General features: G+C 45.5%; 9 protein-coding genes. 1 reads left to right on the forward strand and 8 read right to left on the reverse strand.

Annotation, left to right across the window (positions count from 1 at the left end; genetic code table 11):
* Nucleotides 1–94 precede the first annotated feature (94 nt).
* Nucleotides 95–1,273: a pentapeptide repeat-containing protein gene (locus tag NDI35_RS18650; protein WP_445314116.1), complete on the forward strand. Its 1,179-nt coding sequence runs from the start codon at nt 95–97 to the stop codon at nt 1,271–1,273.
* Nucleotides 1,274–1,371: 98 nt separating this feature from the next.
* Here NDI35_RS18650 and NDI35_RS18655 read toward each other — a convergent pair whose 3' ends face one another.
* The 8 genes from NDI35_RS18655 to treY all read right to left on the reverse strand — a co-directional run bounded on the left by NDI35_RS18655 (nt 1,372) and on the right by treY (nt 14,935).
* Complete coding sequence (locus tag NDI35_RS18655) at nt 1,372–1,638, reverse strand: hypothetical protein (protein ID WP_445314035.1); 267 nt, start codon at nt 1,636–1,638, stop codon at nt 1,372–1,374.
* A gap of 210 nt (nt 1,639–1,848) precedes the next feature.
* Nucleotides 1,849–2,028, reverse strand: a complete 180-nt coding sequence (locus tag NDI35_RS18660) for a hypothetical protein (protein WP_333254815.1) — start codon at nt 2,026–2,028, stop codon at nt 1,849–1,851.
* A gap of 26 nt (nt 2,029–2,054) precedes the next feature.
* Nucleotides 2,055–5,258: an efflux RND transporter permease subunit gene (locus NDI35_RS18665; protein WP_445314036.1), complete on the reverse strand. Its 3,204-nt coding sequence runs from the start codon at nt 5,256–5,258 to the stop codon at nt 2,055–2,057.
* A gap of 178 nt (nt 5,259–5,436) precedes the next feature.
* Entirely contained in the window at nt 5,437–7,239 is a 1,803-nt protein-coding gene (locus NDI35_RS18670; RefSeq protein WP_445314037.1) for an efflux RND transporter periplasmic adaptor subunit, read from the reverse strand.
* A 270-nt stretch (nt 7,240–7,509) separates the two neighbouring features.
* Nucleotides 7,510–8,118, reverse strand: coding sequence for a PadR family transcriptional regulator (locus tag NDI35_RS18675; RefSeq protein ID WP_445314038.1), 609 nt, complete (start codon nt 8,116–8,118; stop codon nt 7,510–7,512).
* 729 nt (nt 8,119–8,847) lie between these two features.
* Complete coding sequence (locus tag NDI35_RS18680) at nt 8,848–9,360, reverse strand: DUF4112 domain-containing protein (RefSeq protein WP_445314039.1); 513 nt, start codon at nt 9,358–9,360, stop codon at nt 8,848–8,850.
* Nucleotides 9,361–9,557: 197 nt separating this feature from the next.
* Nucleotides 9,558–11,474 (reverse strand): molecular chaperone DnaK, encoded by a 1,917-nt coding sequence (dnaK, locus tag NDI35_RS18685; protein WP_445314040.1) that lies wholly within the window; start codon nt 11,472–11,474, stop codon nt 9,558–9,560.
* A 665-nt stretch (nt 11,475–12,139) separates the two neighbouring features.
* The gene (gene treY / locus NDI35_RS18690) at nt 12,140–14,935 is read right to left on the reverse strand and encodes a malto-oligosyltrehalose synthase (protein WP_445314117.1); all 2,796 of its coding nucleotides are present in this window, start codon (nt 14,933–14,935) and stop codon (nt 12,140–12,142) included.
* Nucleotides 14,936–15,071: the final 136 nt, after the last annotated feature.

Consider the following 15,071-nt stretch of genomic DNA (forward strand, 5'->3'; position numbering starts at 1 on the left):
CATTATTTTTGGGATAGGCAAGCGTGTAACAATTATGCTGCCTATCTTTTTTTAGCACACATGGGCTCAATCCTCACCACCTCTGGGTTTCAGGCTGGTTGTCACCCCCCCAGCAGGCGATGTTAATCTCAGCTATGCTAATCTCAAGCAGGCTAATCTCAGCGAAGCAACTTTGCATCAAGCTGATTTGCAATTCGCCAATCTCACTGAAACTCAAGCCTTGGCAACAGATTTTACAGCAGCTTGTTTTACAGGTGCTTGTTTGGAAGCTTGGAACATTGATGCTCATACAAAGCTCGATCGCGTTAACTGTCGGTTTGTTTATCTTCTGGAAAACGCCAAACCCGGAACTGATGATCGCGAACGCCGCCCTCACCACATCAGTAAATTTTTTGAACCGGGGGATTTCGAGAAACTCTATAAAAAAATTATGACAACCGTGCAAATCCTGCTCAAAGATGGGATTAACCCCGAAGCTTTTACCGCCGCTTTTCAGAAGTTAATGCTAGAATTTCCAGACATTACACCGGAGTCAATTCAAAGAATTGATAAGAAACAAAATGATGTTTTACTGACTCTCAAAGTTCCCGAAAGAACAGATAAGGGTAAAGTTGAGCAAATTTGGGACGAAGTTTATCAAGCAAGGCTAGAAGCTCAAATGCGAGCCGAGCAATTAAAATCTAAAGATGAAATTATTGCCATTCAAAAACATTATTTGAATGTCTTTCTAGACTTAGTAAAAGGAGGGAATTCTAAAAGTGGGGAACTGAATGAATTTGTAAAATTGTTGACTCCGCCCCCTGTTAATGTTAAATTTATTAATGAAGTTAAATCTACATCACAGAATAAAGTTATGAGTGACCAAATCGACCAAAGTCGCAAAATAGAAATTACAGGCGGAACCGTTAACGCTAGCGGTGCAGGAGCTTTAAGTTTAGGTGATATCAGCGGTACTGTTGCCAATACAATTAATCAATTATCTGATTCTGCTAAACCAGATGAACCGGGAATCAAAGAATTACTGACAGAGTTACAAACAGCCATCGAGGCTGAAACTGATTTATCTGATGATGATAAAGCTGAAGCGTTGGAACAGGTAAAAACTTTGGCAGAAGTAGGGAAAAATCCCCAAGAAAGCACAATGCAAAAGACGGGGAAAACGGCAATGAAGATTTTGAAAGGGACTATTGCTGGTTTACCTAGTGCGGCGACGTTGGTGGAAGCTTGCAGTAAATTGTTGCCTGCGATCGCCAATCTCTTACTTCTACCCTGAAATCCAATATCAACGCCCAGTAAGTAATGGTATTTTTAGGGCGGGCGAGACGCCCACCCCACGAAGATTCTTCGCTTCAATCAAAATGACAGCGCAGCTTACCGTCCAGATTTTCTCGGCGGTGTACCGTTAGCCCGCGAACGACGGATCAGCACGCTCATCACCTGCTTCGGATTGGCTGCACGTTGTACGGGGCTCCAATCGCCCACTTCTGCAAATCCCAGTCGGTACAAAGTGAGTATGGTTTCCCTGACACCTTTGGGCGAACCGACAACCGTTAACAGCACCACTTCCTGTTCGCATACTGCTGAGTCGTCATTTGGGCGCTCAAATTTGTTGTCGTCAGGCACGAATTCCTGTGACATAATATGTTCTCCTGGTTTTGGGTTTTCTAGAAAAACCCAAAAACCCAGCCGCCCCGCTTTTCAACATATAACAGGGCGGCTACAGACGATGTTAGAATCTTCCGTTAGCCTCCAGACTGCTACTCTCAGTTTGGCGGTTAGCTGTCCATTGCTGCTACCAACAGCTTTGGGCAGTGCAACTAGATTTTCGGGCGACGCGGGCTGCCTCCTCTACAAGCAAGCAACCTCTAACTTCAAAGCGTAGCCGCAGATGGGGGCCGCCGTCAATCCATTTTGGATTTTCGATTTGGGATTTTGGATTGAAGAATTGATCCCCGGACTAATCTGGGGACTTTGGGGGTTTTGATGCGGGATTGGCGGGTTTTGGGCGATCGCACCAATGAGACTCACAAAACGATCGCCTTTCAACTTACCAACTACAACGGCGATACTTTATCACGTTCAACCTCATCGCTGGGAGTCGTTTTCCCGTTCAAAATTGTGCCATCATCGGGCGGATTTTGCGGGCGATCGCGCTTCCGAAAGCGATCGCGAGCCGAGACAACCACCACATACAAAACCGGCACTATAAACAAACTCAAGACAGTAGAAACAACCATCCCCCCGGCGATCGCATTCCCTAGCGATCTACGACTTGCGGCGCCCGCACCTTCTGGGTTAATTAGGGGAGCAATCCCCAAAATAAATGATAAAGAAGTCATCAAAATCGGCCGTAAACGCTCTTGAGAAGCCTCAACTGCCGCCTTAGCAATTGAATATCCCTGCTCCCGCAACTGGTTAGCAAACTCCACGATTAAAATTGCATTTTTACTAGCTAACCCAATCAACATCACCAAACCAATCTGGCAATAAACATCATTCGCCAAACCCCGCAACGACTGAGCTAAAAGAGCACCTAAAATCGCCAGAGGAACCGATAGCAAAATAATGAAAGGATCGACATAATTTTCGTACTGAGCCGCCAAAACCAAGAACACAAAAATCAGTCCCAGACCAAAAATAATTGGTGCTTGACCCCCCGACTCAATTTCTTCTAAAGAACTCCCCGACCATTCATACCCAAAACCAGACGGCAAAACTTCAGCAGACACCTTTTCCATCGATTTTATCGCCTGTCCAGAACTCGATCCGGGAGCCGGAGAGCCACTAATTTCAATTGACCTATATAAATTGTAGTGGTTAACAGTTTGCGCTCCCACCACGGGAGTTATCTTCACCAAATTGCTCAAAGAAATCATTTCATTCTTTCCAGATCGGACATACAACTTACTAATATCTTCAGGGTTATCACGAAACTGTTTATCCGCCTGAACATACACCCGATAATTGCGCTGCTGCAGATTAAAATCATTCACATACTGAGAGCCCAGAGCCGTTTGTAATGTACTGAAAACATCATTAATGGGAATATCTAGAGCCTTAGCGCGATTGCGGTCAACTTCCACAACTAACTGAGGCGTATTCGCAGCAAACGTACTAAATACCGCCTGCAATCCCGGTGTCTGATTCGCCTGCTTTAAAATCCCACCCATCGCCTGAACCAGAGAATCTAAACCGCTGTTACCTTTGCGGTCTTGCAATTGAAATTGGAAGCCTCCAAATTGACCTAAACCTTGAATAGCCGGCGGATTCACAGGGAAAATTCTCGCTTCGGGAATCGAGAAAAACTTACCCCGCAATTTACCAATAATCGCTTGTACGGTTTGATCTTCACCTTCCCTTTCTTTCCAAGGTTTAAGGGTAGTAAATATAATCCCCTGATTGGAACTATTACCACTAAAACCAAAGCCACCTACAGAAAAAGTCCCCACAACTTCAGGAACTTTGAGAATTTCTTGTTCAACTCCGTCCATTACCTGCTGGGTGTATTGCAGCGAAACGCCTTGAGGCCCTTGAATAATTGTCAGAAAATAGCCCTGGTCTTCCTCTGGGATAAATGCGGTGGGTACTGCTAAATAAAGCCAAGCGGTGAATCCCAGAGAAGCAATAAACAACAGGGTAACAATGGTTTTAAATCGTGTTAAGAATATTAAGGAATCTCTATATTTCTTTTGTATCCAATCAAGAAAAATATTAATCCGGTTAAACACCCAACCCAACGGACCACCAAACTTCTTACCTGGGCGCAGTAATATAGCGGCAAGTGAGGGAGTAAGAGTAACCGCCATAAAGGTAGAAAGCAGCACTGAAAAAGCAATTGTCAGGGCAAATTGTTTATAGAGTGCTCCCGTTGTCCCTGGGAAAAATGCCACTGGTACGAACACGGCCATCAATACTAAGGAAGTGGCAATTACAGCACTAAAAAGTTCCCGCATTGACTCGGAAGCGGCTTGGCGGGCATTCATACCTTGGCGGACTAGACGGTCAATATTTTCGACTACGATGATAGCGTCATCTACCACTAAACCTGTTGCTAAGGTAAGACCAAATAGAGACAAACTGTTAATCGTAAAGCCGAAGGCTTTGATAAATGCAAATGTCCCAATCAAAGAAATGGGAATTGTGATGGTGGGAATAATCGTAGTGCGCCAATCTTGCAGGAAAACAAAAATAACTATCACCACTAGCAAGACTGCTTCAAACAGAGTTTTGACTACTTCTGCCATTGACTCTTGGACAAATTGAGTCGTATCTAGTGCGATTCTATGTATCACCCCCGGAGGGAAGTTTTTCGATAATTTTTCCATTTCTGCTTTGACGGCCTGGGCAACATTTAGAGCATTACTTCCGGGCAATTGGTAAATCCCTAAACCCACTGCGTCATTACCTCGAAATCGCAGAAAAGAGTTATAATTTTCTGCTCCTAGTTCGGCTCTACCGACATCTTTTAACTTAACTAAAGTTCCATTTGTTTCGCTTTTAATAACAATTTCTTCAAATTCTGTGGGGCTTTGGAGACGGCTTTCTGCACTCAAATCAATCTGATACATTTGCCCTTCGGGGGCTGGTTCTTGACCAATTCTTCCTACACCAACTTGCAAGTTTTGTTCGTTAATTGCTCTTGTTACATCTTGCATTGTTAGATTACGAGCAGCTAATTTATTGGGGTCGATCCACAGGCGCATAGCATAGCGTCTTTCCCCAAAAATTCGCACGTCGCCCACGCCTTTTACTCTTTTTAAAGTATCTGCTAAATAGAGGTCGGCGTAGTTGCTTAAAAATATGGTATCGTATTCTTTATTTTCGGTAAATAATCCTATAGCCAGCAGCAGGCTGTTAGATTGTTTTGTAACTGTAACTCCTGTGCGTTGTACGGCATCTGGGAGTTGTGGTTGAGCGACTGCAACTCGATTTTGCACATCGACGGCGGCGATATCTTTGTCGCGGGAAGTATCAAAGGTGGCTGTAATGGTGCTAGTTCCACTGTTAGTGCTACTGGAAGTTAGATATTTCAGTCCTTCAATGCCGTTGATTTGCCTTTCTAGGATGTTTGTTACCGCATTTTCGACAACTTCAGCATTCGCACCGCTATAGTTGGCTGTGACGTTGATTTGGGTGGGGCTGATGTCGGGGAAGCGCTCGATCGGCAATGTGGGAATGCTGATTGCGCCTACCAAAACAATAATTAAGGCGCAGACGCTAGCAAAGACAGGTCGTTTAATAAAAAAATCTGCAAACATTATTTGGGTAATGGGTAGTTTTTAGTTGATAATTGCTAATTCCTAATTGCTAATTGCACTTGAGTCAAAAATTCCCATTGCCCCCTTCTTAAGAGCTGAGCAATCAAGTAGTTTGACATAAGGTAAGTAGTTGCGCTTATGCGCTCTTAATAGGTGAATTAAGAGCGCTAAAACGCAACTACTTACCTTGATTTTTGCTAGCTACTGGTAATTTTTTCCCTGCTCCTTCTCCTGCTGCTCTCTCTGCCTCTTGAGCCATGATGGGAGCGCCGTCTGTCAGGTTAAGGATGCCTGCAGTAACAATTTTTTCCCCGGCTTGCAAACCTTCGATAACTTGATAATTATTACCTTCAATGGCTCCCAATTTCACGGGCTTTTGTCGGGCTACTAAAGGTGGCATTCCAGGTTTTAGCTGTTCCGGCTTTTGAGCTGTGAAGACAAATGTTTCCCCACCTAAGCGAGTAACTGCTGTGACTGGAACTAAAATTCCGGGGTTCTGTTTCCAGATGACTTTAGCTTTTACAAACTGGAGATTAAGCAGTTCGCCGGTGGGGTTGGGAAAGGTGGCTTTAGCTAAAATTGTTTGGGAATTGGCGCTGACGTTCGGGGAGATAAAGCTGATTTGACCTTGGGCGATCGCCTTACCTTGAGCATCGAGCATTTGTACTGGCAGCCCTAAGCGTAATTGAGGCATCCGTTCCAAAGGAATTGATAACCGCAAGTCTAGCAATTGGTTCTCTGTCAGGGTGGCAATGGCGTTACCTTTTTGCAAGTAATCACCTACTTTCACTGGTATGTCGCCGATGACTCCCGCGAAGGGCGCGATGACCGCAGTTTCTTGTAGTTGTACTTCAAAGCCGCGCACTTGAGCCGCGGCCTCGGCAACTTGCGCTTCAGCTTGATCGAGCTGTTCTTGGCGCGTACCGTTGGCTAACTGCGCTAATCTGCTCTTGGCTTGTGCGACTTCTGCTTCGGCTTTGGCTATTTCCTCTGGGCGCGAACCGTTTTGCAATTGCCGCAAAGCTTGCCGCTGCTGTTGCAAGGCCGCTGTCCGGCGCTCGATCTCGGCTTGTCTGTTTTTTTGCCGCTGCTCGAACCGCCTTTGAGCTTCTCGGAGATTGGCTTTGGCGGTGGCTTCTTTTTGGGTGTATTGTTCGAGGGTGTTGGCGGATTCTGCGCCTTCTTTTGCCAATGCCTGATATCTGGCAAGCTGCTGGCTGGCTAATTTTGCTTCGGCTGTGCTTGCTTCTATTTGCGCTCTTGCTTGGGCAATGTCTTCTAAGAGGCTACCTGTTTGGGCGTCCGCTAGGTTGGCTTCGGCTTGGGCGACGCGGGCTTGGGCTTGGCCTATTTCTTCTGGCCGAGAGCCCGATCGCAGTTGGGCGAGGTTGGCTTGGGCTTGGGCGACTTGGGCTTGAGCTTGGGCGATTTCTTCGGGCCTGGCTCCTGCTTGCAATTCCGCTAAGTGGGATTGAGCGCGAATCAGGTTGGCTTGGGATTGCCTCAAGTCAGCTTGGGCGCTGTCGCTTTTCATGCGGGCGATAGCTTGCCCTTTGTTTATGAAGTCCCCGGATTTGACAAAAATCTCAGTGACTAGCCCTTCTACTTCGGGTTTGATTTCTACCGAACGCTTGGCTTCTAAGCTGCTAACAAATTCCGAGGCATCTTCGACTGAGCTGGTTTTTAAGGCGGCGAGCTTGACTGGTATGCCTGGGGGTTGGGCTGCTGCTGCCGGTTGCTGTGCGCGATTATGACCCGATTGCCACGAGTACCAGCCGAAACCTGCTGCGCCTGTGGCGATCGCGAGCGCGGCAATTAGAGGCCACCGCGATCGTGGTTTAGCAACAGGTTCGGGGCGATCGGCAACGGTTGCAGAATCCTGCAGTTGCTCGCTGTCTGCATCGGTTGGGTGCAGTTCCGGTGTGGGAGATTTTTGCTCTTGGGCTTCAACGACGGATTCTGGGGATTTAGAATAACTCATGGGCAGCACCACTTAGATTTTTTTTAACTTCTGACTTACTGAGACTTGGGCGGAATCTTTGATTTCTCCGGCGCCCCCTTCAAACATGGGGGAATAATGACAAGCGATTTTAAACAGGATGGAATCGGGAAAGTACCTTTTTAATGAGGTTGGGGTATGTGCAGGGCTTTAGTCCGATCGCAGTTAGCAAAGCCAGGGAGTGATTCTTTTTAGGAAAGCTTCTTGTTATCTCTCAAAAGTTACGATGGCAGGGAAGATTACACATCCTTCTTATGAGTCACCTGAATGGGTGAGTTGGAAGGATTGTCCCTTGGAGTCGGCGGATTCAGGGGAGGTTGGGGAGTCACGCACTCCGGCGGTCGCGCTTTTTTCCTTGGCTAGTTGCTCGGTTAACCACTCTATCTCTGACGCCAGCACTGACTTGCAGCGATCGCGAGAGGCGAATTGATAGTCGTCGGTTAGTGGATATTCGCTCTTGAGGCTTTCGATGTAGTCTTGCCGGGTGTAACAGGCTCGCAAGCGGTGTTCCAATAGCTTCAGCCGTTCTTCAGGTTCTAAGTCGCCAAAAAAGAAAAACTTGATTTGGAACCGGGAACCACTGTTAACCCAGCTTTCTTGAGGGTGTTCGAGCATTTTTTGCCGCCACAGTTCGCGCCCTTTGGCGGTAATTCCGTAGATTTTGCGCGTACAGCCAGCATCTCCGGCTTCTTCGGCTATTACCGAAATTTCGCCTCGCTCTTCCAAGCGCTTCAGCAGCGGGTAAATCGCTCCGTAGTTGACGCTGATGCAACTGCTCATAAACAGCTCCAGTTGTTGCTTTAGCCGATAGCCGTGCAGGGGTTGCCACTGTAGCAGCCCAAGGGCTGATAATTCAAGCATTTATATCAAGTTGATATTATAGTCTGGATTATATCACTATATCGGACTCAAGGGCTATCGGGTCAATACCGAGTTTAAAAGAATATTTAGAGTGTAATTCACATTAAAAGATATTTGTCAACACCCTTAAAGTATATATATTGAGGTCAAAAGAGGTCGATCGCTTTATTTTTGATTATAAAACCCATTTCAGAGATAAGAAGAGTGTTAATTTACCTCGATTTCGGTCAGAGAAACGGCAGCATCTCACTTTTGACACAATTGAGATGCTGCCTGGTATTTGATGTCTCCGAAGTGCTTCAATAGACTCTGCTCAATAAGTCGGATTTCTGCCACATATCTCTTCTTGGTAAGAGGATCATAACTTTTATTGGTAGGGCTTGGTTGAATTTTTAAACCCTAACACATTGTAGTATTTATTTATTAAATATTGAGCGCACCCGCTGTTTTTGGGTATGTGATACTGATATTATTTTTCTCAAGTATTGCTGCAAAAAAAGTGTTGGGTTTGTTGCCACTCGCCCTGTTTTTAATGTACGGATATGTGAGATTCTCGCTCTTTGTTGAAGGATAAAAAAAAGCAACGCAGCCAACGGGTAATTAAACCCAGATGTTTGTGTTTGTCGGGAATCATCCTCCTTAAAAAGGATTTTTAAGGAATAATTAACCGATTATATGCTATTAATATGACACAAAGAGAGTGATTTATCCTGAGCATCAAACCCAAGATTAACGCCCTGCAATTACTTGAAATAACCAGCCAAGAAGCATCACACTCAAGAAAATCACGCCTCCAACAATTAACATCAAACCCAACAGCAACGCCGCCACAAAGAGCCAATCGGCTTTTTTGCCTTGTTCCGGAGAACCTAAATGAGCATCCAGCAATTCTATATTTTTGACATTAGCTTTCCAAGCAACATCCAACAAATCTCCTGCTACCGGTACAGTACCAGCAACTGTATCAAATACGATATTAGTTGCCATTTTTACTAAAGTCTCTTGAGGCACTCCCAGTTGAGCGGATTTAAAGACAACATATCCTGCAAAAATTGAACTGATTAAATCGCCGCCGCCCGGTATAAGTCCCAATATCGGATCGAGCCCAATGCGGTATTTTGTGCCTGGAATCGGAATTGCATTGTCTAGTACATGGCTGATCCGGCGGAGTCGGCGCAAGGATGCTACATGAGATGGGCTGGGAGTATTGGGGGAAGAATTTTGTATAGGAGAACGTGACATTTGATTGCTCTCGATTGCGATATTACTGCTAGTTTATGATATTTATTGAAGCATATTCAATTTTTTTCACTATGCCTCAAGCAGATTTTTACTGATTTTGGGCGCTCGGCTTTGGTTTGTTTTTGAATGAACAGAAACCCGGTTTCTGTTCAAAACCGGGTTTCTTGCTTCTAGCTGGGGGCTTTTAATTTAGCCTTTTATTTGTTGCCTTCAGTGAAGTCGGCGTCAATCACGTCGTCACCGCCGCCAGTGGGGCCGCCGTCTCCATAGCCACCAGGGCCGCCAGGGCCGCCAGGGCCATCAGTTGGGCCGCCTGCTTGCTGGTACAGGTTGCTGCTGACAGCGTAGAATGCTTGCTGCAACTCTGTTGTCAAGGTTTTGATCCGATCGTCATCTTCACTCTCGATCGCGGATCGCAAGTCTTTAAGCAACCCTTCAATCTTAGTTTTGTCATCAGCGGGAACTTTATCGCCCAATTCTGCCAACTGCTTCTCGATTTGATAGGCTTGAGAATCAGCTTGGTTTTTGCGATCGATCCTTTCGCGACGTTCCTTGTCAGCAGCCGCATTCGCCTCGGCTTCCTTGACCATTTTCTCGACTTCATTGCTGGGCAAAGTAGAAGCACCAGTAATGCTAATCGATTGCTCCTTACCAGTACCTTTATCCTTAGCAGCTACATTCAAAATACCGTTAGCATCGATATCGAAAGTAACTTCAATTTGAGGTACGCCACGGGGAGCTGGTGGAACTCCATCTAAGCGGAAGGTTCCCAAATCCTTGTTATCATTCGCCATTTCCCGTTCGCCTTGCAAAACGTGAATTTCCACGTTTGTTTGGCCGTCTACAGCAGTCGAGAAAGTTTCCGACTTCTTGGTAGGAATAGTGGTGTTGCGGGGAATGATTTTGGTCATCACGCCACCCAAGGTTTCGACGCCGAGAGACAGCGGAGTAACGTCGAGCAACAGGATGTCTTTGACTTCGCCGGAGAGTACGCCTGCTTGAATTGCTGCACCGACTGCAACCACTTCGTCCGGGTTTACCGTTTGGTTGGGTTCTTTGCCGAGGATTTTTTTGACCAGTTCTTGCACCGCAGGAATCCGCGTAGAACCACCAACTAAGACGACTTCATTAATTGCAGATTTGTCTAATTTGGCGTCGCGGATCGCATTTTCTACGGGGATGCGAGAGCGATCGATCAAATCTGAACAGAGTTCTTCAAACTTGCCCCGCGTCAAAGTCGTGTCCAAGTGTTTTGGCCCGTCTTGAGTCGCGGTAATAAACGGCAGGTTGATTTCTGCTTGGGTAACGCTCGAAAGCTCAATCTTGGCTTTTTCTGCTGCTTCCGTCAGGCGTTGCAGTGCTTGTTTGTCTTTGCGAAGGTCAATGCCTTCGGCTCTTTGGAATTCGTTAGCGATGTAATCGACGATTTTTTTGTCGAAGTCGTCACCGCCAAGGTGAGTGTCTCCAGAAGTTGCTAGCACTTCAAATACGCCGTCGCCTACTTCGAGAATAGATACGTCGAAAGTACCGCCACCTAAGTCAAATACGAGGATGGTTTCGTTGCTCTTTTTATCTAATCCGTAAGCTAAAGCTGCTGCTGTAGGTTCGTTAATAATCCGCAGCACTTCTATACCGGCAATTTTTCCCGCGTCTTTGGTAGCTTGGCGCTGAGAGTCGTTGAAGTAAGCGGGAACAGTAATTACCGCTTGGGTGACTGTTTCGCCGAGGTATTTGCTGGCGTCTTCTACCAGTTTGCGGAGAACTTGTGCAGAAATTTCTTCTGGGGCAAATTGCTTGCCGCGGGCGGGACAGTCTAGTTTGAGGCTGTTGCCAACTTTGAGGACTTTGTAGGAAACTTCAGTGGTTTCATGGGCTACTTCATCAACCCGACGCCCGATAAACCGTTTTACTGAGTAAAAGGTGTTTTCGGCGTTCATCACGGCTTGACGCTTGGCGATTTGTCCGACAAGTTGATCGCCATTTTTAGCATATGCTACTACAGAAGGTGTGGTGCGACCCCCTTCGGCGTTGGCTATGACGGTGGGTTTGCCGCCTTCCATAACTGCGACGCAGGAGTTTGTCGTACCTAAGTCAATTCCAACTACTTTTCCCATAGGGGTGTTCCGGCTCCAATCTCTACAAAATTTTGGTGTTTTATCTGTGCGATAGTCTGGTTATTCAGGACTGCGATTTTACCTCGCGGTTTACGGGTAGTGAGTCCTGCTTTAATACAGTCTTCGATAGGGTGCTGATCTCTATACTGCGGGCGGTAGACCTTGCGATGAAGGGGTATTTACCGAACCTGGTGGGGGACGGTTGCATCCGTGAGGCTTGCACCGCTACAGTTGTTGACTGCTTTTCTTTACTCTTCCCAATGTACGGTGTGCGATCGATTCGGGTATTGTGGCAAACCGTATACGTTGTGTTGTATTTGCCGTCTTTGTTGTATAAATTTTGTTTGGTTGGTAGGGGCGATCGATTTTTTGACTTCAAATCAGGTTTAATATCATTTCCGGTTACACCGGAATGATGTTGACTGTTGACGGTTGACTGTTGACGCCGTGAACAGTGAACAGTCAACCGTCAACCGTCAACTCGAATTTACTATTCCGATGCTAACGGATTTGATATAATATCAATTCTGAAAATGGACAGGGGAATGCCCTGCCCCTACCCGTTTACTTCCAGGCTGTGCCTGGGAAAGAATATATTGAGGAAGAGCCTCAAGTCCCCCTCCTGGGAATCTCGGATAATTCTTGAATTTTCCAGCTTTTAATTGCTATTTTTGACCGATCAGCAGAGCTGCGGGAAAGTAACTCAGAGCGTCACCAATTGCCAACGTACCGTTACTTTCTACTGACTGATTTGTAATTGCATCTTTCCAAACCGACGGCATTTGCTCTGATAACTTCAAATTAGTATCTTTCCAGACTTGTTTGCCGATCGGCATTTCTTCGGGTTTGACAATTCCCGTCAAAAACCGGGGAGCAATCACAATAACTGTAGTCTCTCCAAAGCTTCTGGCAAAGGTAACAACATTATCTTTAAACGTGCCCACTGCTTGCAGGGGCAGATAATCGCCTGATTGAAAAACTTGCAAGTATTTTTTTCTCGCTTCTAGCGCTCTTGCCGTCAAAAACAACTTAATTCTCGCGTCTTCTCGCGTCGCAATCAAATCTTCAACCAGTTGCAAAATATCCGTCTGAGCTTGCTCTTTAATTTCCCGCAAAACCTCGATTCTGCGCTCAAAATCAACGGGACGGCGGTTATCCGGATCGACGTGGCTTAAATCCCAGAATTCCGTCCCTTGATAAATGTCTGGAACGCCGGGAGCAGTGATTTTCAGCAGCGTTTGAGATAAAGAATTGAAAATTCCGTAATTAGCTACTTTTTTGCAGAAAGGTATAAATTTGTTGAGAAACTGATTTTGTTCCGAAGGTTCGAGAACGCTATCGACAAAGGTCATAAAACCAGCTTCGTAGTCGTTATCCGGTCTCAGCCAAGCCGTATAAACTTTTGCTTCACGGACAGCTTTAATGACATAATCTTTCAGGCGAGCGACATAATCAGTGTTTTCAATTCCCTCAAAGGGAAAACTGCCGAGCAGAGTTTGGTACAGGAAGTATTCGTCATTAGTATCTGGAACCATTCGATTCACAAAGTTGACTTTCTTAGAAGAGTTTACCTCTCTCCAAGACCTGACTTGCTGTTCCCATTCATCGGGAATTTCTGACAAAACGTTAAGTCTGGCTCGCACATCTTCGCCACGTTTGGTATCGTGGGTAGCTGTAGCATTCATTTTGTGCGGCCAAGCTACTTGCTGCTTGTGGTTGAACTCGTGAAAATCTACCAGCGACACGCCGAACTGACTGGGATTTCCTCCGACTTCGTTGAGGGATAAAAGCCGATAGTAGACGTATAAAAGCGTGTCTTCAATGCCTTTTGCCATCAAGGGGCCTGTCAACTGCTGGAGTTTCATTACGAAGTGCCGGCGCTGCTCTTTTTGTTCTGGTGTTAGAGTTTCTTCTTCTTCCAGCAACAGCACCGTTTCGATAAAATTAAGTTCCTTGAGGAGTCGGGGTACTTGTTCTTTGGCATGGGCGATCGCATATTTTACGTAAGTGCGATCGGACTCTCTCAAACCGTCTTGATTGATGTAAGTTCGGTAGACTGGAAAAATTGTCAAAACAGCCGCCAATGCTTTTTCCAAACCGGGACGAGTAAAGTCATTTCCCTGTCTCGATTGACCGGAGATATTCTTCAAAAGTTGAGCTAGATTGTCTACATCTCCCGCCAAGTTTTTCTCAACAATCAGTCCTTTTTTATCTAAAAACAACTGTTCGTAGGGAACAGTTAAGCGAGTAAATCTCTGATATATTTCGGTAAATTGCTGCTCGCGATCGCACCGACAAAAAACGCCGTTTACGTAATTCAAAAAGTCGTAGCCGCTAGTTCCCTCAATCGGCCAATATGACGGCAAATCTTCTTCGTGTTCCAGAATCTTTTCAACAGTAATATAAGTGTCTCCGATTTTCTCCCGTAGCCGTTTCAAATATTCTGTGGGGTCGTAAAGTCCGTCGATGTGGTCAATTCTCAATCCCGTAAACTTTCCCTCTTCAACCATGTCGAAGATCAGAGCATGGTTTTTGTGAAAAACTTTAATCTCTTCAACTTTAACCGAAATAAGTTCGTTGACCGTAAAAAACCTTCGGTAGTTAATTTCTTCTGCCCCCACTTTCCAGAAAGACAGACGGTAAAACTGCTCGGAAAGCAATTCGTCTAGCAAATTAAAACTTTCGGCATTTCCCTTTTCTCCGTTAAAAACTTTGATATTTTCATCGATAAATTCCTGTACCAGGGGATTTTGATTGTAGAGTTCCCAGAGCAGTCCTTTGACAAAAGCTATCTGATCGTATCTGGTTTTACCTTTAGTTTCTGAAGGTGTATTTTTAATCAAATAAAGAATTCCCAAAAACTTGATAAAATCTGGATGGCGTCTCCCTAATTCCCTGGCTAAATGCCCCAAATTATGACTGATAAATTTAGCATAAGATTCAATTCTTACTGGCAATTGTAAACTATAATAATTGATGGTCAGCCCAATCTCGCTGTATTTGAGTTGAATCTCGCCATTTTCCAGACACTCTCCATAAAAATTGCCCAGCAGCGGAGCCAGCACTCGACCTCTGAGATGTTCGTAAGCATGATTCCATTCAATATCGAAGTAATCGAAATAGTCGGAATCCGGCCCGTGTTCCAATACGTCTAACAGCAGCAAGTTTTGAGTGTCGTAAGCCATGTGGTTTGGGACAATATCTTGCAGCCATCCCATGTTCCGTTTCTTGATTTCGTATGTGAGGCCTTCAAAATTTTCTGATGTTCCCAAATCGGGATTGAGCTGATTTGAGTCAACGACATCGTATCCGTGAGAGCTGCCTTTTCTGGCTTTAAATATTGGTGAAGCGTAAACGTCGGTAATTCCTAAATCTTCCAGATAGCTAAGGATTTGTTTGGCGGCTTCAAAGTTAAAACCTCCATGAAATTGAATCCGATAAGTTGTTGTGGGAATTCTCATCATGTTAATTTTACTCCAGGTTTTTTAGGGTTTTCTTTTTTAATATATGAGGCAGAGCCTCCTCTACTGCATTCCCGGACAGAGGCTGGGCATGAGAGAGGCTCTGCCTCCCGTTTCTTGTGGGACTAGATTCCGC

Origin of the sequence: Microcoleus vaginatus FACHB-2002 (assembly GCF_040004035.1) — a bacterium.
Classification (GTDB): Bacteria; Cyanobacteriota; Cyanobacteriia; order Cyanobacteriales; family Microcoleaceae; genus Microcoleus; species Microcoleus vaginatus_C.